Source organism: Allobosea sp. GW822-FHT03F07 (genome assembly GCF_058801345.1).
On sequence record NZ_JBXAND010000008.1, the window covers coordinates 112,501 to 132,379 of the forward strand.

A 19,879-nucleotide genomic window follows, 5' to 3' on the forward strand; every position below is an offset into this window, starting at 1 on the left:
ATCGATGATTTATGGGGTGGTTCTCAGCTCTTGCGCTGCCAGGGCATCAGCAGCACCTCCAGCCCGTCGACGAGATAGCTGAACAGGATGCCAACGAAGCTCAGCGCGACGAGGCAGGCAAAGATCAGGGGCATGTCGAGGAAGCTCGTGCCGCGCAGCAGGAGGTAGCCGAGGCCCGAATTGGCGCCGACGAACTCGCCGACGATCGCGCCGGTCGCGGCGAAGACTGCGGAGACCTTCAGGCCCGAGAAGATGTAGTTCAGCGCCGCCGGGACCCGCACCTTTCGGAAGGTCTGCCAGGGCGTCGCGCCCATCGAGCGGGTCAAATAAAGCACGCGCTCGTCCAGCGCCCGGAAGCCGGTCATGCTGGCGACCAGCGTCGGGAAGAAGCAGAGCAGGAAGGTCAGCAGCACCTTCGGGAACAGGCCGAAGCCGAACCAGACCACGAAGAGCGGTGCGATCGCGATCTTGGGCACGAGTTGGAAGAAGACGATCACCGGATAGACCGCCTTCTCCAGCAGGCGGACAGAGACGATGATGTAGCCGAGCGGGATCGAGATCACCGCCGCCATCAGGAAGCCGAGCACGATTTCGTTGGCGGTGACCAGCGTGTGCTGGAAGATCAGAGCCCGGTCCGTCCAGAGCCGCTCGAAGAAGGCGCTCGGCACCGGCAGGATGTATTCCGGAATGCCGGCCAGGGGCACGAGCACCTCCCAGGCCAGAAGCAGCACGCCGAAGCTCGCCAGCGGCCAGGCGATCGCCGAGGCCCAAGCGGCCAAGCGGCTCGGAGCGACTTCGGACCGAGAAGCCGACCGTGTCGTCGGGGCAGGAGCGGCGTTGTCGGTCATGCGCTGGTTCTCGCCTGGAGTTCGGCTTGCGGCTGTCCCTTGGCGCCGGGCCTCGCCGGCGCCTGCATCTGCCTCCGGCGCAGCGGCCAGATCGCGGCCATGTCCCGCGCCGCCTCCTGCAGCGCCTGGGCGATCGGGCCGCGCCGCTCCTCGGTCATGCGCGGCAACGGTCCGGCAACGCTGAGCGTGCCGGCAATGGCGGCGTCGGGGGCGGGACCTTCGCGGAAGGCAATGGCCATGGCGACCGTGCCGATCTCGCCCTCCTCGACGGCCAGCGCGACGCCGCGCTTGCGCGTCTCGGCGAGGTGGGCGCGCAGCGCATCGACGTCCGAAAGGGCGTTGGGACCCGTCCGGTCGCCCAGCTGGAAACCGCGGGCGCAGACGATCCTCAGCGCCTCCGCCTCGGGCAGCGAGGCGAGCCAGGCCTTTCCGGTCGCCGTCGCGTGCAGGACGATCTCGGTGCCCATTGGCGGATCGTAACGCAAGCCAGCGGTCGCGCCCTGGGCCCGGGCGATCCAGACCAGGCTCTCATCCTCGACCACGGCGAGGCGGCAATATTCGCGCGTCTTGTGGGCGAGCGCATCGAGCACGACCTGCCCCGCATCCGGTAGGCCACGGAGATCGAGATTGCGAAAGGCGAGCTGCGAGAGCTTCAGCGTCAGCCCGTAGGCGCCGGTGGCTACATCCTGCGCGACGAAGCCGCGCTCGGCCAGCGTCGTCAGCAGGCGATGCGTCGCGCTGGCGGGCAGATCGAGACGGCTCGACAGGACGCTGAGATCGGCACCGTCGGGCTCCCCCGCCAGGGCCTCCAGCATATTCAGCGCGCGCTCCACCGCTGCGATCGTCACCGTTTCATCCCTGTATTCTTATTTTTGGAATTGAATTCCAATTCGGAATCGATTTCCGTATATGAGGCCACAGAGGCGGAGTCAACGCGCCTCGCCAAACAAGAGCGGGAGGATGCCAGTGAGTTTGTCTGGGGAAGGCGCGGTCGCGATCTGGCACGACATCGCGCCGGAGGGGCGCGACGAATTCTATGCCTGGCATGGTCAGGAACACATGCCGGAGCGCGTCGGCATACCCGGTTTCCAGCGCGGGCGGCGCTATGTCGCGATCGAGGCCGACCTCGAATTCTTCAATCTCTACGAGGCTTTGAGCGTGGAGGTGCTGAAGGGGCAGGACTATACGGCGCGGGTCAATGCGCCGACGCCCTGGACGCTTTCCGCCGTGAAGCATTTCCGCTCGGTGGCGCGCTCGATCTGCCGCGTCGCCCACAGCGCGGGCCCGGCCCAGGGCGGGCTGATCGCGACCTTGCGCTACGACGTTGCCGACGAACATGCGGCAACGCATAAGGCGAGCCTGCTACGCCGGACGATTCCCGACCTGCTCGGAAAGCCGGGAACCGCCTCCGTGCATCTCTTGACTGCCGACGCCGAGGCGAGCGGCGTCGCCACCGCCGAGCAGAAGGCGCGCGGCGTCGCCAACACCGTGCCGCGCTGGGTGCTGCTGCTCGAAGGCTGGGGCGACGAGCCGGGCTTCGTCGCGACGGCGAAAGCCGAGCTCGCTCAGGACAAGCTCGATGCGATCGGCGGCCGGGGCCCCTATTCTCTCGGGCTCTATCGCCACCAGATCACGCGGACCAAGACCGCCTGGAGTGCCGGCTGATGGGCGCGACCTATGACCTTTCCGGTCGCTTCGCGATCGTCACCGGCGGCGCCGGCGGGCTGGGGCGCGGCATCGCCCGGGCCCTTCTCGACGCCGGCGCTCGGGTCGAGCTCTGGGATGCCAATGCCGCCGCGCTGGCGGAGGCAGCAACCGAGCTCGGCGTCAGCATCCGTACCGTTGACATCACCAACCCGGCGGAGGTCGAGCGCGCAGCCGACGCGGCCTTCTCCGCCCATGGCGGGATCGACATCCTGATCAACAATGCCGGCGTTCTCGGCGAGGTGAAACCGATCTGGGAGACATCGCCGGAGGATTTCCAGCGCGTCCTGCAGGTCAATCTCTTCGGCGCCTATCTGGTGACGCGCGCGGTCGTCGGACATATGCGGAGGCAGGCGCCGCGCCCCTCGCGCGTGACGCCACATCCGCTGCGCGGGCATGTCGTCAACATCGCCTCGATCCAGGGCAAGGAAGGCATGGCACGGGCGGGGGCATACAGCGCCTCCAAGGCCGGGTTGATGGCGTTGACCAAGAGCGTCGCCAAGGAAACGGCGCAGGAAGGCATCATCGTCACCGCGATAACCCCGGCCGCAGCCGAGACGGCGATGGCACGGGAGATTTCGGCCGAACGCCGCGCCGACATCCTCGGCCGAATTCCGATGGCCCGCTTCGTCGAGATCGACGAGGTGGCGCGGATGGTGCTCTGGCTCTCCTCGGACGAGTGCTCCTTCTCAACCGGTGGCATCTTCGACCTGTCGGGCGGCAGGGCGACTTACTGATCATCAGCCTCTATCTCCGCCTGTGCCGATCATCCTATGGTCGGCGAAAGCGAGTCTGCGCCCCGTCCGGCGCCGGGTCGAGGGGCAGGGCATGACGACGATCGATCTCAATTCGGACCTCGCCGAAGGCTTCGGCGCCTATCGCTGCGGCGACGACGAGGCCATGCTCGGGATCGTGACATCGGCGAATGTCGCCTGCGGCCTGCATGCGGGCGACCCCGAGATCATGGCGAACGCCTTCATGGTCGCGCGCGAGCGCGGCGTCGCGGTCGGCGCCCATCCCGGCTTTCCCGATCTCTGGGGCTTCGGCCGCCGGCGGATTCCGTTCTCCACCGGCGAGATCGAGCGCCTCGTCGCCTATCAGATCGGAGCGGCGACCGCTCTTGCCGCCTATGCCGGCCATCGCATCACCTATGTCAAACCGCATGGTGCGCTCGGCAACATCGCCTGCGAGGAGCGCCCCGTGGCGGACGCGATCGCGCGGGCGATCAAGGCGGTCGACCCTGCGCTCTCCCTGCTCGGGACGGCGCTGACGGCGCAGGTCGCGGCCGGCGAGACGGCGGGATTGCAGGTCTACCAGGAGATCTTCGCCGATCGCGGTTATACCGAAGAGGGCCTGCTCGTCGCGCGCAGCCTGCCGGGCGCGATGATCACCGACCCGCAGGAGGCGGCCGACCGCGTCGTCGCCATGGTCACCGAGGGCGCCATCATCACGCTGTCCGGCCGGCGCTTGCCGACGCCGATCCGCTCCGTCTGCGTGCATGGCGATTCGAGCCATGCCGTCGCCACCGCCCGGCGCGTCCGTGCGGCACTGGAGCAGGCCGGCATCGGGCTTTCCGCCTTCGCATGAGCACTGATCAGGGCAACCGCCCCCTGTTTCTCGATGCCGGCGAGGCCGCGCTCGTGGTCGAGTTCGGCCGTACGGTCGATCCGGCCATCAACGACCGCGTGCTGGCCCTCGACGCGGCGCTGGCCGCCGAGCCGCCGGAAGGGCTGCGCGAACTGGTTCCGACCTACCGCTCGCTGATGATCCATTACGATCCGCTCCGGCTCGAGCGGGCACGGCTGGTCGCTCTGGTCGAGGATCGCCTGACAGCGGCAGTCGAGGCGAAGCGCGCCGCGGCACAATGGATCGTGCCATGCTGCTACGATCTCCCCCATGGCGAGGATCTGGCCGAAATGGCCGCGCTGATGGGGCTGTCCGCAGCCGAGGCGACCGCCATCCATGCCTCGGCCAGCTACCGGGTTTACATGTACGGCTTCTCGCCGGGCTTCACCTATCTCGGCGGCCTGCCCGAGGCGATTGCGATCTCGCGCCGAACCAGGCCGCGCCCGCCCCACGACAGCAAGGCGGTGGTGGTCGGAGGCGGCTTGAGCGCGATCGCGACTTTCTCCATGCCGACCGGCTGGTATGTCGTCGGGCGCACGCCGGAACGGCTCTACGCGCCGGACCGCATGAGCGCCTTCCTGTTCGAACCCGGCGACAGCCTGCGCTTCGAGCCAATCGACGCCGCAACCTTCGCGCTGCTCGATGCGCGCGCCGAAGCCGGCGAGGTGGTGGCGCGGAGGCTGGCGCCATGACGGCTTCGCTGCGCGTCGTCTCCGCCGGGCCCGGCGTCACTGTCCAGGATGGCGGCCGGCATGGCTATCTGCGCTATGGCGTCACCGGTGCCGGCCCGATGGATCCGTTCGCGCATGCCCTGTCCAATCATGCGCTCGGCAACCTGACCAATGCCGCCGCGATCGAGGTTTCGCTCGGCGGGATCGAGGTCACGGCCGAGGACGCCGCGATCACGATCGCGGTCGCGGGCGGCGATTTCCAGATTGCGCTGGACGGCCAGGCACTGCCCGCAAGCGTGGTGGCGCGCCTCGAACCGGGCGCGATTCTAAGGCTGCGCGCTGGCTCTGCCGGAGTCTGGTGCTACCTCGCCATCGCGGGTGGGATCGACCTGCCGCAGGTGCTCGGTTCCAGCGCGACGCATACGCGCACTGGCATGGGCGGCCTCGACGGGCGCATGCTGCGCGCCGGGGACCGGCTGCCGGCAGGCGCGCCCGAGGCCAAGGAGATCGCGACGGGCCTCATCATCGCGCCCCTGCTCGCACGCGAGCCCGAGACGATTCGCGTGCTGCTCGGTCCGCAGCACGATTACTTCTCCGAAGACCAGATCGCAGCCTTTCTTGCCGGGCCATGGCGGATATCGGCGCGCGGCGACCGCATGGCCTGCTTCCTCGAGGGGCCGACACTCAGCCACAGGCTCGGCTTCAACATTCCCTCCGACGGCGTTGCCATGGGCGCGATCCAGGTTCCCGGCGAAGGCCAGCCGATCGTGCTGATGGCCGATCGCCAATCGACCGGCGGCTACCCCAAGATCGCAACCATCATCGGCGCCGATCTCGGTCGCCTTGCCCAGGCAAGGCCGGGCACGCAGATCGCCTTTCGCGCGGTGTCGCATGCCGAGGCGGTCGCAGCCCTGGCGGAGGAGCGCTTATCTCTTTCGCGGCCGATCACCATCGAGCCCCTAACGCGCAGCGCCTTCAGCTCCGAGTTCCTGCTCGGTCTGACACTGGTCGATGGCTGGATCGACGCGCACGGACCGACCTGACCGCGCGGCCGTGTGCTTCAGGCCGCCTCTTCGATGAAGGTCGCGACGAAGCGCACGAGTTCGCTCTGGCGGGCCGTCCCCGTCTTGGCGAAAAGCCGCTGAAGATGCGTGCGGGCGGTGGTGCGGGCGATGCCGAGCTTCTTGGCGGCAACGACGGTGTCGAGCCCCTTCACGATCAGCCCGAGCATGCGCGCTTCGGTCGGCGTCAGTCCGCAGGCCTCGGCGACCTCGTCGACATTGCGGTCGATCATGCGCTGAGGATCGTCGATCGTCAGCACGAACAGATCCATGCCGGCCCCGCCGAGATGCACCGCATCGACCACGATCTGCCGACCGCAGCACGTGGAGAGAGACAGGCGTATCTCCTCCGCCGCCGCGCCGGCGCAGCGGCGCTTGAGCCAGGTCTGGAGACGGGCCGAGAAGAGCTTGTCGGCGCAGACCAGACGGCCGCCTGCACCGAGGCCCTCGCGCGCCAGCGCCGCAGCGCCCTGGTTGCTGAAATGGATGCGCAGATCGGCATCGATGATGAAAAGAGGCTTGGCGCCGCGGCCCACATCGTCCGAATCCGCGTCGGCGCCACGGGAGGGAGGAGCGGAATAGCCCGTCGGGGAGGGAAAGGAGAAGCTCATCGTCATGCGAGGAGATTCAACAAGCTGGAGCATCTTCGCTGTCCCTCAAGTAACAGTGCGCCGGACCCGGCCATGACAGGCTGAAGATTCTCCTGTCCCCCTTTCGTCGCGTCACGGCGACGACGGGTTCAATCGCAAGGACGGGGATTGTCGGCGAGCGAGCGTCGCGGCTCTGTGACCTTGATCACACGCGACTGAGACCTGGAGCCTTTTGCGTCACGCGAACCGGTATCCGCTTCGCTCGAATATGCTCTCGCGTCAGATGCGCAGCGACAGCTTGTAGGTGTAGGCGTCGCCGCGAAACAGGCCCTCGACGTATTCGAGCATCTCGCCATCACGGCCGAAGCTGCGGCGCTTGATCAAGAGACAGGGCAAGGGCTCGGCGAAGCCGAAGATCGCGCATTCGTCGGAGGTCGGCGCCGCGGCCTCGATGGTCTGCTCGCAGCGTTCGAGCGGCGTGCCGAGCCGCGCCAGCTCGGCATAGACGGACCCGCTCAGATCGACATGCTCCAGTTCCGGGGCGCGTTCGAGATCGTACCAGGCGACCTCGCGCGACATCGGCCTGGCATCGCCGCTGCGCACGCGAACGAGCTTGAGAAAGCGGGCATCGGACGAGCGACCGAAGATCAAGGCGATGGAGCGATCGGTCACGACCATGCGCTCCAGGATGCGCGAGGACGGCACTCGGCCGAGTTCCCGCATCTCCTCCGTGAAGCCCTTGAGCCGGTCCATGCCGGGATGCAAGCGCGAACCCAAACCCTGCACAATCGAGCCGAGGCGCCCCTGCGCGCTGAGCAATTTGCGCTCGCGCAATGCATTGTAGGATCGCTGCACGGTAGCACGGCTGACGCTCAGCCGCTCGGCGAGCTGGCGCTCGGCCGGCAGCGTCGTTCCCGGAGGCAAAGTTCCGTCGCCGATCAGCCGCGTCAGCTGATCTTCAAGCTGCTGGTACAGCGGCTTGGCGGTGTCGTCGCGCAGTTCCAGCAGGTCCTGGAACGGCGGCTTCGACGGAACCTTCGATGAGGGCGTGGTTCTGGGCATGACGATACGAAGCGGCGGCAAACGTGCCGGAGGAAGTTGAGAGGTTCAAACGCGATGACCGACGGGTCGATTTTCGTTCTTGGTAGCTTCGTCGTGTCCTGCTCGGCCAAGGTCGAGCGCTTCCCCCGCCCCGGAGAGTCGCTCGCCGCCGATATTGTGACAATCGAGCCCGGAGGCAAAGGACTGAATCTCGCCATCGCCGCCCGGCGTCTCGGCGCGAAGGTCGACGGGCTCCTCGCGATCGGCGACGACATCGCCGCGGCCTTCGCGGCGCCGGCACTGGCGAAGGCCGGCCTGCCCGCGGTGATGCTGATCGCTCTCCCCGGCAAGACCGGCTGCGGCGTCGGCTTCACGGATGCGCAGGGCGAGACCTGCCTTGCCGTCGATCCCGGCGTCAATCGCGCGCTCTCGGCCAGGCATGTGAGCGATGCCTCAGCGCGGATCGCCGCTTCCGCGATGGTGATGGCGCAGTTCGAGATCGGCGACGAACCGATCCGCGAGGCCTTCGCGCTGGCGCGGCAGGCGGACGTGCCGACACTGCTCAACCCCTCGCCCTATCGTTCGACTCCGCCGGAGATTCTCGCCGACACCCACATTCTTGTGCTGAACCAGACCGAGGCCGAGGCGCTCGCGGCGGAGATCTTGCCCGGTGCAAGCGAGCCTGCCGAACCCGCGCGCTTCATCGAGGAACTGGGTCCGGCGCTGCTGGCCCGCGGCCCGAAGCTCGTGGTGCTGACGCTGGGAGCGGCCGGCGCGGTGGCGATCAGCAGCGAGGGCGCCATCGGGCAGCCGGCGTTGCCGGTCGAGGCGGTGGATGCGCTGGGCGCCGGCGACGCCTTCGCGGCGACGCTCGGCCTTGCCCTGGCGCGGGGCCGCGCGACCGCCGACGCGCTGCGCGAAGCCGCGGCGGCTGGCGCGATAGCGACCCGCCGACCGGGCGTGTTCGAGGCTCTCGGCACGCAGGCCGATATCGACCAGTTGCTCGGCACGCAACCGTGACGACAGATCGCGTTTTATGGATCGTCTTTGGACTTTCCGGAAGCAACCCATGTTGCTACCCTTCCGCACCGTAAGCGTTCTGTGGGGGACACTGCGAGGATAAAGGACGATCATGCCGGCTCCGAGCGTCGACACCGTGATGTCTGCCGTGGATAGCCTTCTCGCGGGTGCGCTCGACGCCGAGCGGATGCCGTCGGCGGTCGACCAGTTGCGCCAGCTCTTCAACGGCTCGAAAGCCTGCCTCGCGCGTCTCGGCCCCGGCATGACGGCGGCCGATGCGATCAGCACCAACAGCGACGAGGCCATGCTCCGTCGCTGCTACGAAGATCTCGCTGAGGATTTCGTTCGGATGGGCGAGGCCCTGCGCAGCATTCCGGTCGGCGTCGTCTATCGGGACAATGACGTCTTCGGTGAAGAGGCCCTTCGTTCCAGCCGAGCCTGGCGCGAATGGATGGCGCCGCAGGACATGTATGGCGGGATCGCCTGCCGGGTCGCCGAGGCCGGCCCTTCCTGCTGGTTCTTCGACGTGCAACGCGGGAAGCACCAGGAGCGCTTCGATGCCGACGACACGACGTTGCTCTTGCGGTTGTCGCCGACGCTGCGGCGGGTCGCGGAGCTGCAGCGGGAGGTCGGGCACCTGAAAATCCAACGCGACGAGGCCCGCGGCGCGCTCGACGCCCTGACCATGGCGATCGTGATCGTCGACCGCGACCTGCTGGTCTCGTACGCCAATGAAGGCGCCGACGAAATTCTCTCCGATCCCGAGGCTGCCGTCGGCCTCCATCAGGGCCGCTTGTTCGCACGCCAGCCGGCCGACCAGCGCCACTTCAAGCGGCTGGTCGAAACGGCGCTGCGCAGCGCTGCCGACCCGCTGGCGGAACACCGCAGCAGCCTGATCATCCAGGGTGGCGGGGACGGCTCCCGCGCGCTCTCGGCCTGCGTCGTGCCGACCGCGCCTTCCCAGAGCCGCGCGGGTGGGCCGCCCAAGGTGATGATCGCCTTGCGGCCGCTCGGCATGACGGCCGATCTGGTCCTCAGCAGCCGCCAGCTCTTCAACCTGACCGAGAGTGAGGCCCGCTTCGCTTCGGCGTTGGCCAGCGGCATGTCGCTGATGCAGGCTGCGGCTGCGCAGGGCGTTCGCATCTCGACGGCGCGAACCCATCTCGCGCGGATTTTCCAGAAGACCGAGACGCGGCAGCAGAGCCAGCTCGTCTCGCTGCTGCGCGGCGCCGTGCTGCCGCTGCGACCGCGCCCCTGACGGGAGCGACGCAACAGGCAACCGGTCGGAACCAGCAGCCGGCAAACGACTGGCGACGCGTATCACCATCGATCTGCTCCCCCGAGCCGATCGCCCGCAATCTAGCGCCGTTGCGACCTCACGGGTCCCATCAACTTCCTTGGACACCCGCCGCTGCGCTATCTGACCGGACCGCCGCCATTGCCTGAAAGACCGCCTCTACCAAAAGAGGCTTTGGAAACTGATCCGCCAAATCCTCAACAACGGCGATCCCAGCGTCAACCATCTCAGAAGTGATCTCGATCTCAGCCGGCGCGGGCCCCAGTTCGAGCTGATTGACAGCCTCAGGGAAAGGTGACCGGCCACATTGGACGGTTCAGAGAGTATTTTGAATTACATCGGTATTTCAAATATATAAGCGTTCGCAACTTTATCCCGACTGGCGCGCCAAATATCAACCGCTCCAGTACAGAGCTGCGAACACCCGGATTACTCGAAGAAGGAACTCGCGAGAGAGGTATCACGCCCCAAGGGCCATGCCTTCTTCGCCTATGCCACCAGCAACCTGATCGACCTCGACCATGTCATCATCATCGATGTCGAGACCAGCCGCGCCATCCGGCAGGCCAAGGTTGGCGCAGCTCGGACCATGATCGAGTGGACGCAGGAGCGCCTCGGGCACTGCCCGTCTGATGCCGCTGGGTCGAGAGCCGATCGTGAGGATAGCGGATGATGCGTGCGCGCCGGCGGAGATCGCGACGGCAGTCGGCGCTTTCATCTCCGGCCTGTTGTCTCGAAAGGGAGGCCCGAGGAAACAAGTTCCCCGTGTTGGGCCGACCCAGAAGGCGCAAATCAACGAGAACCGCCGACCTGCGCCTCCCTTCCCGGGTCAGGCCATATGTGGGCAGCCAGCCGTGGCGGCGACCTGTTTGGACGCAACATCACCGACGATCTCCTCGATCGCCTGGGACAGCAGGTCGCGACGGGTCGACAGCGAATAGATGTTCTCCTTGCCCACCTCGCCGCCGTCAGGATCGAAGACCAGTTCCGACATGATCCGGTCCCCGACAATGCGGCCGAGCAGCGTCTTGGCGTCGTCCAGGGTCGGGACGGCCTCGCTGACGATCACATGGGTCTCCCTCAGCTCGGGCTTCATCATCGCCTTGATAATGAGTTCATGGGCGCTTTCCTTGCTGAGCGTCCAGATGGCGCCGACGACGACATACATCTTGTCCCACTCTTCCTGGCCGAGCATCTCCTTCCAGCCGTTCAGAACGCCGGTCATGACGTCAACCTGGTTCCGGGCGGCCACGCCCTGGCAATGCGCGATCTGGGTGGTCAGCGCCCGGGCATAGGCCGCGAAGCTTTCCGCCGAAAGCGCGCCGCCTCCCGTGATCGTCTGCATGTAAGTCAGGGATCCATCCAGGATGTTCCGGCAAAAAGTGCGCGTGAAGGTGTCGGGAAGCCCGAGGCGATCCAGATTGTCCCGGACGAGCTGAACCTTGCTCTGATAATCCTGCAGCGCGGGTTGCCATTGCCTGTTCGCCGCATACTGGAAATAGGCCGACACGATCGAAAAGATGCCGAGCGGGATATGGCAGATTGCCTTCACCTGATCATAGATCGGAGCAACGTTCTGGTAGGTGTAGGACGTGTGTGCGTCCCTGACCAGCGTGTAGCGGCCGCCGTCGAAGGTCGATTCCGCATAGAGGATCGGAAAGATGTTCCGCCCGATATCGTAGATGTTGGGCGCATAGGTGGCGCGCATGATTGAGTCGATATCGAGGACGTATTGCTCGGCCTGTTGGTCTCGATTGCCAGCATATTGGGCGTAATCGTAAGGGGTATGCGGATATCCGTCCGCGGGGTTCAGTGCCATGGGTCTCTCCGTTGGAACGCGGTTGCTTGCAGAACGCGAATGAGATGAGGCACTGCCTGGGCTCGATGAGCGTCCACGCCCGTCGCTGTGCAGCATCTCGGCCTACCGCCCCGCCCGCCGGTGCCGCGGCCCGGAGTAGGATGGGACGCTGCTCGGAACGCCGGATTCCCGGTCGCTCCGCGCCTCATGGCCGGGGCGTGCGGACCGATGCCCGCCCCGGCAAACGCAACACTTCTCCGTTCGCGCACGTGGAAAGGGCGCGTCGCGGCAAACTGTCCTGGAATGCGGTGGCCGGCGCCCGCTGCGCCGTCGTCACGCCACCGCGAAATCGGTCTTGCGGTTGGCCCAGCCGCAGACGCGCTGTTCGACGAGTGCGAAGACGACGTAGAGCAGGATGCCGAGGATCGCGAGCGCGAACAGCCCCGCGAAGGCGAGCGTCACGTCGAAGCTGGCGCTGGCCATCATCATGACGGTGCCGATCCCGCGATTGGCGGCAACGGTCTCGGACAGCACCGTGCCGACGAAAGCCAGCGTGACGGCGATCTTCAGTGATGCGAAGAAATACGGCATCGTGCGCGGCAGGCCGACATTCCGGAGCACCTGCCAGCGCGAGGCTCCGAGCGCTTTCAGCACGTCCTCCATCTCCGGCTCGGTCGTGGCAAGCCCCGTCGCAACATTGACGACGATCGGGAAGATGCAGGTCGTCAACGCCGTCAGGATCGCTGGAACCGAGCCCGAGCCGAACCAGAGGACGAAGATCGGTACGACCGCGACCTTCGGGATAGACGAGAAACCCACCAGCAGCGGATAAGCCGCATTATACGCGGCACGCGAGATGCCGACGATGACGCCGAGCGCGACCCCGAATGCCATTCCGAGCGTAAAGCCGATCATCGTGGTCACCAGCGTCTGCACGATATGCGGCCAGAGGGCAGGCAACTGAGTGATCAGCGTCCCGATGACCTGGCTGGGCCGCGGCAGCACGATCGCGCTGACATTGAAGATCAGGCAGGCGAGTTCCCAGGTCGCGAAAAGCGAGGCGATCAGGACAAACGAACTGAGATGTTCGCGGGTTTGCCGGGAGAGTTTCATATCAATGCTCCGCGACTGGGCCGGCCTGCGACGATGAGCGTGCGCAGCGCATGGGTCAGGGTCGTGAACCCGTCCTGATAGGTGGTTTCGATCGTGCGCGGCCTGGCGAAATCGACCCGCCGGTCTTCCGTCACCCGTCCGGGCCGCGAACTCATCACCAGGATGCGGTTGGCCAGGAACGCGGCCTCGCGCAGGTCATGGGTGACGAGGAAAACCGTGGGTCGCTGCTCGATCCAGAGGTCCTGCAGAATCGACCAGAGCTCCTCGCGGGTAAACTGGTCGAGTGCGCCGAACGGCTCGTCGAGCATCAGCAGCCGGGGCTCATGGATCAGCGCCCGGCAGAGATTGGCCCGCTGCAGCATTCCACCCGACAACTGCCAGGGGCGCCGGTCGCCCAGCCCGCCGAGACCGACCTTTGCGAGCAGGGCCTCGACCCGGTCGCGGAAGACGGTGTTCTTGTGGGCCGCGAAGGAGGAGGCGTAGGGCTCGACGATCTTCAGGGGCAGCATCACGTTCTGCCGGATCGAGAGCCAGGGCAACATCGTCGGGTTCTGGAATGCCATGCCGATGCCGATCTTCTTGGCACCGACCTCGCGCTCGGCGACGAAGACCTCGCCCTCGCTGGGCTTGAGCAACCCGGCGACGAGCTTGAGGATGGTCGACTTGCCGCAACCCGACGGGCCGACCATCGCGACGAAATCGCCGGCCTCGACGGTGAGGCTCGTCCTGTCGAGCGCGAGGAAGGCATCGGCGTCCGTGCCGAAGCGGACCCGGACGTCCTCGAGCTGGACGATGCGTTCGTGCGCTGGCACGGTCTCGACCTGCGTCGGGGCGGGTGCGGCGTGGTCGTTCATGGGGTGCTCTCCAACAGCGCCGCATCGAAGGCCGTGACCGCCGCGCGGGCGATGTCGAGGTCCTGCTCGCCCGTTCCGGAGCCGACGCCGATGCCGCCGATGACGTGGCCGCCGTTCAGCAGCGGCAGGCCGCCCATGAGATTGGTCATCCGGCCGTCGGTTGCCGCCGCAAGCGCCGGGGCCTTGTCGATGGGTATGCCGCCGGTCGGTTGCCCGGTGGTTGCCGCCGTCATCGCCTTGCGGGTGGCGCTCTCGATCGACAGGACGCGGGCGCCGTCCATCCGCGCGAAAGCCATCAGGTTGCAGCCCTCGTCGACGATAGCGATGCATTGCGGCACGCCCATCGCAGTTGCGGCCTCGACCGCGGCGTTCAGCAGATGCAGGGCGCCGGCATGCGTCAGCTTGCGGGCTGGTCGAACGAGCGTCATGTCGGAATGCCTTCCTTGATGTCGGTCACCAGCATCGCGCCGGGCGCATGCGTGATGAAGAATGGCAGGCGCGCGGCCTGAAGCGCAGCGAGCGCGGTCAGACCACAGGGCCAGAACAGCGCGGTCTCATGCGCCAGCGGGCGCAGCGGCTCGCCCCAGTCGGGATGGTCCGGGTCGGTGATGCCCAGCGCCGCCGGATCGCCCTGGTGGATCGGGGCGCCATGGCTGCGGGGCAGATGCCCGGTGATGGCGGCGACGCGGCCGGCATCCGCGCGCGCGAAGGAGCGCATCGACACGACCACGGGACCATGGAAGGGACCGGCCGCAACCGTCGCACGGTCGGTGCGGAACAGCGGCCCCTGCAGGCCAAGCTCGACATGGCGCATGCGGATTCCAGCCGCTGCCAGCGCGGCTTCCGCCCCGAACCAGCAGCCGATGGCGAAGGCGACGAGATCGTCGCGCCAGGCCTGCCCGATCGCGTTTGCGTAGTGCGCCTTGCCGCCGTCATGGATCAGGTAGGCCGGCAGGTCGGTTCGCAGATCGATGTCCTGGCCGAGTTCGGCGAGACCGATCCCTCCGGGTTCGCCCATCGCCAGCAAGGGGCAGGCGGCGGCGTTCGCCCGACAATAGGCCGCGAAATGAGCGGCATGAGCCTGCGGCAGCAAGACCAGATTGGCTTGAACGAAGCCGGGCGCCCGGCCGACGGTCAGGCCTGCGAAGCCCGCTCGCGCGGCCCGGCGGACATCCTGCCCGGTTTCCGCAGCGCGTGCGTCAGAAGGGAGCGCGTCAGGAGGAAGCGCGTCAGACATGGCGAACATAGCCGCCATCGACCCTGAACACGCTCCCGGTCACGTAAGATGCGAGATCGCTGCAGGCGAAGGCCGCCATGGCGGCGATCTCCTCGGGCGAGCCATAGCGACCCATCGGGATCTGCGACCAGGAGCGCATCTGCACGGTCTCAACGCCGACACTCTCGCGCTTCGCCGTCGCCTCATCGGTCAGCCGCACGCGCTCGGTGGCGATCCGGCCCGGCATCAGCACATTGACGGTGACGCCGTCCCTGGCGACCTCGGGGGCGAGCGATTTCGACCAGGCGATCAGCCCGGCGCGCAGGGTATTCGAGATTCCCAGAACCGGAATCGGCTGTACAGCTCCCGTGCTCACGAGCGTCAGGATCCGGCCCCAGCGGTCAGCGCGCATGGCCGGCACGAACAGGTCGGTGAGACGAATCACCGAGAGCACCATTGAACGAAAGCTCTCGTCCCAGTCCTGCGGATCGCGCCCGATGGCGCCGCCATAGGGCGGGCCGCCAGTGTTGTTGACGAGGATGTCGATCTTGCCGACAGCTTTGGCGAAAGCGGGCAAACCGGCTGTGTCGGAGAGGTCGAGAGGGAATGTCTGCGCGGAGCCGATCTCATTGGCCGCAGCCGCCAGCGCCGCCTCGTCGCGCGCCGCGATCGCGACATCGGCACCCTCGCGGGCCAGAGCCTTCGCGATGGCCAGCCCCATTCCGCGATTGCCGCCCAGGACCAGGGCGCGACGTCCGGAAATGTTCAGATCCATGAGTTGGCTCCTGCCTCCGAACGCCAGGCCGACGAAGTCGACTGTTCGAGGAAGCGACCACGACCGGGCATGCCCTTGAGCGCTCCGGCCTCGACGACGATCTCGCCACGGCTGAGCACGGTTTCCGGCCAGCCCTGGATCTCCAGCCCCTCGAACGGCGTGTAGTCGACATTGTGGTGCAGCATGTCGTTGCTCAGGGTGAGGCGTCTTTCGGGATCCCAGATGGCGATATCCGCGTCTGCGCCGATCGCGATCGTGCCCTTGCGCGGCGACAGCCCGTAAAGTTTGGCGTTGTTGGTCGCCGTCAGGGCGACGAAGCGCGGCAGGTCGATCCGCCCCTTTACGACGCCCTCGCTGAACAGCAGCGGCAGGCGGGTTTCGAGGCCCGGAATGCCGTTGGCCACCTTGCGGAAGGGTGCGTTGCGGCCGGCCTTGAGCTTGCCCTCGTCATCGAAGCGGTAGGGCGCGTGATCGGAGTTGACGACGTCGAAGCTGCCGTCCTCGATGCCGCGCCAGAGACTCGCCTGGCTCGCGGTGTCGCGCGGCGGCGGGCTGCACATCGCCTTGGCGCCTTTCATGTCCGGCATGTCGAGATCGTCTACCGTCAGGAGCAGATATTGCGGGCAAGTCTCGGCGATGACGGTGAGTCCGCGCGCGCGGGCGCGCCGGACCTCCTCCAGCGGGTCGGCGCCAGAGATGTGGACCACGACCAGCGGGACGCCCGCGACCTCGGCCAGGGTGACGGCGCGGTGCGTCGCCTCGCGCTCCACCGGCAGGGGGCGCGAGGCTGCGTGCTCCCTGGGGGCGGTTCGGCCGGCGGCTTCGAGCCGTTCCGCCAGCCAGCCGATGATGTCGTGGTTTTCGGCATGGATCAGAACGATCGCCTTCTCCTGTCGTGCGACCTCGAAGACGTCGAGGATCTGCCGGTCCGACAGCACCATCGCGTCATAGGTCATGTAGACCTTGAGGCTGGTGTGGCCGCGCCGGATCAGCGCCGGCAGCTCCTGGCCAAGCACCGCCGGCGTCGGATCGCTGACGATGAGGTGGAAGGCATAGTCGATCACCGCCTGCCCTGAGGCACGGCGGTGATAATCGTCGACAGCGGCGGTGAGAGACGTGCCGCGATGCTGCACACAGAACGGCACGATCGTGGTGGTGCCGCCGAACGCCGCGCTGATGCTCCCGGTGAGGAACCCGTCGGCCATGACCGCGCCATTGCCGGCGAGCCCCGGCGCATGCGGCTGGTCGAGATGGCAATGCGCATCGATGCCGCCCGGCAGAACGAGCTTGCCTCCGGCGTCGATCGTTCTGTCGCCGCCTGTCAGCCGCTCGGCCATCGCGACGATCCGGCCGTCGCGAATGCCGAGATCGGCCCGCGTCACATCGGCGGCCGTGGCGATCGTGCCGCCACGGATGACGAGGTCGAAGCTCATGCGGGCAGCTTCCGCAGGCTCGCTTCGGGCAGGAAGGCCGGGTCGAATACGTCCTCCGGCCTAGGTGTCGCGCCGAGGTTGTAGCTTGCGGCGATGGTGGCGAGCGCGGCGCTCAAACGCCCGGCGCGGACGCCGCCCAGGCCGTCCGCACGGGACTCGTCGGTCGTGAGCTGGTTCTTGACGAGCCAGCGCAGCTTGTCCTCCTCGACCTCGGCATTGATCAGCGGGGCATGCTTCTTCAGCGCCGCGATGGCCACCTTCGGGTCGGCCGCCGCCGCCTGCCAGGCGCGGGCGGTGACCGCGACGAATCGCTTCAGGGCGTCGGGGTTGCCGGTGCGCAGTTTTCGCGAGGCGATGATGCCGTTGCCGTAGAGGTCGAGCCCCGCGTGCGCGTAATAGACGAACTTGATGTCGTCGGGCTTGATGCCGGCCTTGGTCAGCCCGAAAAACATGGTCGAGTCGAAACCGAGGATCGCCTCGACATCGCCGCGCGCGAGAACCGCCTCGCGCAACTGCAGCCCGACCATCTCCCATTTCACCGAGGCCGGATCGACGCCGGCAGCCTTCGAGAAAGCAGGGAACAGGCGGTAGGCGCCGTCGGTCGCCGCCGCGCCGATCTTGCGGCCGGCGATGTCGGCGGGCTTGGCGATGCCTGACCTCGCGAGCGTCGCCACGCTGAGTGGGCTGCGGAAATACAGCATGTAGACGTTATGGATCGCGGATCCCGGATTCTTGACGTTGAACTCCGTCATCGCGTTGATGTCTGCAACGCCGAGATCATAGACGCCCGAGCCGACCCGCGAGATTGCCTCGCCGGAGCCGCCCGAGGAATCGAACTGGCAGTTCAGCCCGGCTTCGCGATACCAGCCCTGGCTTTCGGCGAGGAAGAAGGCTGCATTGGAGCCGTCGAACGGCGCGGCCAGCGAGAATTTGAGATCGACGGCGGCGGCGCGGCCGGGGTCGGAGCGAAGCAGGATCGGCGTCGCCAGACCAGCCTGCAGCAGGGCCCGGCGAGTCAGCGAAATCCGGGGCGTTTGTGTCGACGACATCGGCTGTCCTTTCGCAATGGAGCTGAAAGGGTGCTGCAACCAGTGTGCCATGTTGTGCGCTTGATATGATTCAATAGGTTGCGCTAGATTGCGCGCAATTTCGCGCACAATGAGTGAGCAGGTCGAGATCGATGCCGCAGCAGAAGAGCCGGATGGTCGGGGTGATGAACAGCCGCAACAGGCCCACGGTCGATACCGCCGACGATGCCTACCGGCATCTTTTCGACGCGATCGTCGACCAGCGGCTGCTTCCTGGCACGAAGCTTTCGGAACTCGTGCTGGTCGAGACGTTTGGGGTCAGTCGACGCATGGTCGGGGCGGCGCTGCAGCGCCTCGTCTGGGAGAAGCTGGTGGTGATCTTTCCCAACCGCGGCGCCTTCGTCGCGGCACCGAGGGCTGACGAAGTCAAGCAGGTGTTTGCCGCGCGGATGGCGATCGAGGCTGGAACGACCGAAGCGGTCGCCCGCGCCGGCGAGCCCGCCGCGCTCCAGCGCCTATCGGACAACATCGCGCAGGAGCACGCCCTGCGAGAGCAGGGCCGCGTGCGCGAGGCCATCCATCTGTCGGGCGGCTTCCACGTGCTGATGGCCGAAGCTTCTGGAAACAGCATTCTCGCCGAGCAGGTGAGGCTCCTGGTCGCGCGGACGAGCCTGATCATCAACCTTTTCGAGAATCAGAGTGGCCTTGCCGGCTGGCATGATCACCATGGCGACCTGATCGAACTCTGCGCGGCACGCAAGGTCGAGGCGGCTGTCGCGATGATGCGCGAGCATATCGAGGAACTTGCCAGCAGCATCGCCCTCGACCGCCGCCGACCCGTGGCCTTCGACATGCTCGGGGTGTTCGGAACGGTTGGAGGGTAGCGGTCAGAGCGCGCGTGCGGCCGAAGATCATGACCGACGTTGGCGGTCGAGCCCGCCTGGGCAAAATACGCTGACGCCTTGCGCAGGATCTCTTTCGCCTCCCGAAGCTCCCGGCCGCCATGTCCGTGGTCAGACCGGACCTGCGGCCGCGGTCGAACTCGGGCTTCTTCAACCACTCGTTCAGCGTCCGCGCCGTGCAGACCGACGGGCGCGGCTCTTCAAAACGCTGGATCGTCGAGAATGACGTCCGCGGTTTGCCGGTAGTGCTTTTCCAGGAGCGTGACCGCGCGGTCGACCGCCCGGTCCAGCACTGCCGTCAGAATAGCCTGATGTTCGTCGCCAATCTTGCGCGTCGGGAAGACGCGGCGGATCGAGACACGGCGGTAGCGGTAGAGTTGGTCGGCCAGATGATCGCAGAAGCCGACCAGCGAGGCCGAACCGCACTGGCTGATCAGGGTGCGGTGGAAAATCCGGTGCAGGCGCTCCCAGTCGGGATTGTCTTCGAACTGGTCGGGATTGAGCGAGCGCGGAGTCCGGGCGAGGCGATGATGCGCGACCAGCAGCGCCTCCTCCCAGTCGGGCGTCGCGGCCTCCATGGATTTGCGCAGCGCAAGCCCCTCGATCCAGCAGCGCGTCATCGTCAGCTCCTGCAGCTCTGACTTGCTGACGGGCGACACGACGAAGCCGCGCTGCTCGCGCGACTGCACCAGCCCCTCGGAGGTGAGCCGGTTCAGCGCCTCGCGCAACGGCGTCTGGCCAGCCTGATAGGCTTCCATCAGGAAGCGCATCTGCAGCTTCTGGCCCGGCTTGAGCCGCCCGCAGAGGAGATCCTCGCGCAGCTTGTCATAGAGATCGAGCGTACGGGTCGATGGGATCGGCGCTGTCATGCGAAGGGGATCGATCTCCTGCCAAGCGGGTCG

General features: G+C 66.9%; 21 protein-coding genes and 2 pseudogenes. 9 read left to right on the plus strand and 14 right to left on the minus strand.

Annotated features, from left to right (window positions below):
- Nucleotides 1-23: 23 nt before the first annotated feature.
- Together AC1RMY_RS20695 and AC1RMY_RS20700 are read right to left on the minus strand one after the other, a co-directional pair.
- Nucleotides 24-848: an ABC transporter permease gene (locus tag AC1RMY_RS20695; protein ID WP_492867721.1), complete on the minus strand. Its 825-nt coding sequence runs from the start codon at nucleotides 846-848 to the stop codon at nucleotides 24-26.
- On the minus strand, nucleotides 845-1,696 hold the full coding sequence (locus tag AC1RMY_RS20700; protein WP_492867723.1) for an IclR family transcriptional regulator: 852 nt from the start codon (nucleotides 1,694-1,696) through the stop codon (nucleotides 845-847). The genes AC1RMY_RS20695 and AC1RMY_RS20700 overlap by 4 nt, the downstream gene beginning before the upstream one ends.
- A gap of 118 nt (nucleotides 1,697-1,814) precedes the next feature.
- Here AC1RMY_RS20700 and AC1RMY_RS20705 point away from each other — a divergent pair, with 118 nt between their 5' ends.
- The 5 genes from AC1RMY_RS20705 (at nucleotide 1,815) to AC1RMY_RS20725 (ending at nucleotide 5,892) form a co-directional block, all read left to right on the plus strand.
- A complete protein-coding gene (locus tag AC1RMY_RS20705) occupies nucleotides 1,815-2,513 on the plus strand; it encodes a hypothetical protein (RefSeq protein WP_492867725.1) in 699 nt (232 codons plus the stop codon).
- Nucleotides 2,513-3,289, plus strand: coding sequence for an SDR family NAD(P)-dependent oxidoreductase (locus AC1RMY_RS20710; protein WP_492867727.1), 777 nt, complete (start codon nucleotides 2,513-2,515; stop codon nucleotides 3,287-3,289). Before AC1RMY_RS20705 ends, AC1RMY_RS20710 begins: the two co-directional genes overlap by 1 nt.
- 91 nt (nucleotides 3,290-3,380) lie before the next feature.
- On the plus strand, nucleotides 3,381-4,139 hold the full coding sequence (locus AC1RMY_RS20715; RefSeq protein WP_492867729.1) for a 5-oxoprolinase subunit PxpA: 759 nt from the start codon (nucleotides 3,381-3,383) through the stop codon (nucleotides 4,137-4,139).
- Nucleotides 4,136-4,870, plus strand: a complete 735-nt coding sequence (locus AC1RMY_RS20720; RefSeq protein WP_492867731.1) for a 5-oxoprolinase subunit B family protein — start codon at nucleotides 4,136-4,138, stop codon at nucleotides 4,868-4,870. The genes AC1RMY_RS20715 and AC1RMY_RS20720 overlap by 4 nt, the downstream gene beginning before the upstream one ends.
- Nucleotides 4,867-5,892: a 5-oxoprolinase subunit C family protein gene (locus AC1RMY_RS20725; RefSeq protein ID WP_492867732.1), complete on the plus strand. Its 1,026-nt coding sequence runs from the start codon at nucleotides 4,867-4,869 to the stop codon at nucleotides 5,890-5,892. The genes AC1RMY_RS20720 and AC1RMY_RS20725 overlap by 4 nt, the downstream gene beginning before the upstream one ends.
- A gap of 17 nt (nucleotides 5,893-5,909) precedes the next feature.
- Here AC1RMY_RS20725 and AC1RMY_RS20730 read toward each other — a convergent pair whose 3' ends face one another.
- Together AC1RMY_RS20730 and AC1RMY_RS20735 are read right to left on the minus strand one after the other, a co-directional pair.
- Nucleotides 5,910-6,527, minus strand: a complete 618-nt coding sequence (locus tag AC1RMY_RS20730) for a helix-turn-helix transcriptional regulator (RefSeq protein WP_492867734.1) — start codon at nucleotides 6,525-6,527, stop codon at nucleotides 5,910-5,912.
- Between the two features lie 252 nt (nucleotides 6,528-6,779).
- Nucleotides 6,780-7,562, minus strand: coding sequence for a GntR family transcriptional regulator (locus AC1RMY_RS20735; RefSeq protein WP_492867735.1), 783 nt, complete (start codon nucleotides 7,560-7,562; stop codon nucleotides 6,780-6,782).
- A 54-nt stretch (nucleotides 7,563-7,616) separates the two neighbouring features.
- Here AC1RMY_RS20735 and AC1RMY_RS20740 point away from each other — a divergent pair, with 54 nt between their 5' ends.
- The 3 genes and pseudogenes from AC1RMY_RS20740 to AC1RMY_RS20750 all read left to right on the plus strand — a co-directional run.
- The gene (locus AC1RMY_RS20740; RefSeq protein WP_492867737.1) at nucleotides 7,617-8,561 is read left to right on the plus strand and encodes a PfkB family carbohydrate kinase; all 945 of its coding nucleotides are present in this window, start codon (nucleotides 7,617-7,619) and stop codon (nucleotides 8,559-8,561) included.
- Between the two features lie 148 nt (nucleotides 8,562-8,709).
- Nucleotides 8,710-9,819, plus strand: a complete 1,110-nt coding sequence (locus AC1RMY_RS20745; RefSeq protein WP_492867739.1) for a helix-turn-helix transcriptional regulator — start codon at nucleotides 8,710-8,712, stop codon at nucleotides 9,817-9,819.
- A gap of 508 nt (nucleotides 9,820-10,327) precedes the next feature.
- Nucleotides 10,328-10,510, plus strand: a pseudogene (locus tag AC1RMY_RS20750) (IS5/IS1182 family transposase); the annotation flags it as partial.
- A gap of 177 nt (nucleotides 10,511-10,687) precedes the next feature.
- Here the strand turns inward: AC1RMY_RS20750 and AC1RMY_RS20755 are convergent.
- The 8 genes from AC1RMY_RS20755 to AC1RMY_RS20790 form a co-directional block, all read right to left on the minus strand.
- Entirely contained in the window at nucleotides 10,688-11,773 is a 1,086-nt protein-coding gene (locus AC1RMY_RS20755) for a hypothetical protein (protein WP_492867741.1), read from the minus strand.
- Between the two features lie 216 nt (nucleotides 11,774-11,989).
- The gene (locus tag AC1RMY_RS20760) at nucleotides 11,990-12,769 is read right to left on the minus strand and encodes an ABC transporter permease (protein WP_492867743.1); all 780 of its coding nucleotides are present in this window, start codon (nucleotides 12,767-12,769) and stop codon (nucleotides 11,990-11,992) included.
- On the minus strand, nucleotides 12,766-13,623 hold the full coding sequence (locus tag AC1RMY_RS20765) for an ABC transporter ATP-binding protein (protein WP_492867745.1): 858 nt from the start codon (nucleotides 13,621-13,623) through the stop codon (nucleotides 12,766-12,768). The genes AC1RMY_RS20760 and AC1RMY_RS20765 overlap by 4 nt, the downstream gene beginning before the upstream one ends.
- On the minus strand, nucleotides 13,620-14,051 hold the full coding sequence (locus AC1RMY_RS20770; protein ID WP_492867746.1) for a GlcG/HbpS family heme-binding protein: 432 nt from the start codon (nucleotides 14,049-14,051) through the stop codon (nucleotides 13,620-13,622). Before AC1RMY_RS20770 ends, AC1RMY_RS20765 begins: the two co-directional genes overlap by 4 nt.
- A complete protein-coding gene (locus AC1RMY_RS20775; RefSeq protein ID WP_492867747.1) occupies nucleotides 14,048-14,860 on the minus strand; it encodes a D-glutamate cyclase family protein in 813 nt (270 codons plus the stop codon). The genes AC1RMY_RS20770 and AC1RMY_RS20775 overlap by 4 nt, the downstream gene beginning before the upstream one ends.
- Nucleotides 14,853-15,614 (minus strand): SDR family oxidoreductase, encoded by a 762-nt coding sequence (locus AC1RMY_RS20780; protein WP_492867749.1) that lies wholly within the window; start codon nucleotides 15,612-15,614, stop codon nucleotides 14,853-14,855. The genes AC1RMY_RS20775 and AC1RMY_RS20780 overlap by 8 nt, the downstream gene beginning before the upstream one ends.
- Nucleotides 15,605-17,047, minus strand: a complete 1,443-nt coding sequence (gene hydA / locus AC1RMY_RS20785; RefSeq protein ID WP_492867751.1) for a dihydropyrimidinase — start codon at nucleotides 17,045-17,047, stop codon at nucleotides 15,605-15,607. Before hydA ends, AC1RMY_RS20780 begins: the two co-directional genes overlap by 10 nt.
- Entirely contained in the window at nucleotides 17,044-18,096 is a 1,053-nt protein-coding gene (locus AC1RMY_RS20790; protein ID WP_492867753.1) for an ABC transporter substrate-binding protein, read from the minus strand. Before AC1RMY_RS20790 ends, hydA begins: the two co-directional genes overlap by 4 nt.
- A 131-nt stretch (nucleotides 18,097-18,227) precedes the next feature.
- Between AC1RMY_RS20790 and AC1RMY_RS20795 the strand changes: the two genes are divergently transcribed.
- Nucleotides 18,228-18,959, plus strand: coding sequence for a GntR family transcriptional regulator (locus tag AC1RMY_RS20795; RefSeq protein WP_492867755.1), 732 nt, complete (start codon nucleotides 18,228-18,230; stop codon nucleotides 18,957-18,959).
- Between the two features lie 25 nt (nucleotides 18,960-18,984).
- Here the strand turns inward: AC1RMY_RS20795 and AC1RMY_RS20800 are convergent.
- Both AC1RMY_RS20800 and AC1RMY_RS20805 read right to left on the minus strand, forming a co-directional pair.
- Nucleotides 18,985-19,158 (minus strand): annotated as a pseudogene (locus tag AC1RMY_RS20800) (IS3 family transposase); the annotation flags it as partial.
- A 19-nt stretch (nucleotides 19,159-19,177) separates the two neighbouring features.
- Nucleotides 19,178-19,846 carry a GntR family transcriptional regulator gene (locus AC1RMY_RS20805; protein WP_492867757.1) on the minus strand — a complete coding sequence of 223 codons (669 nt, stop codon included), beginning with the start codon at nucleotides 19,844-19,846 and terminating at the stop codon, nucleotides 19,178-19,180.
- Nucleotides 19,847-19,879 lie beyond the last annotated feature (33 nt).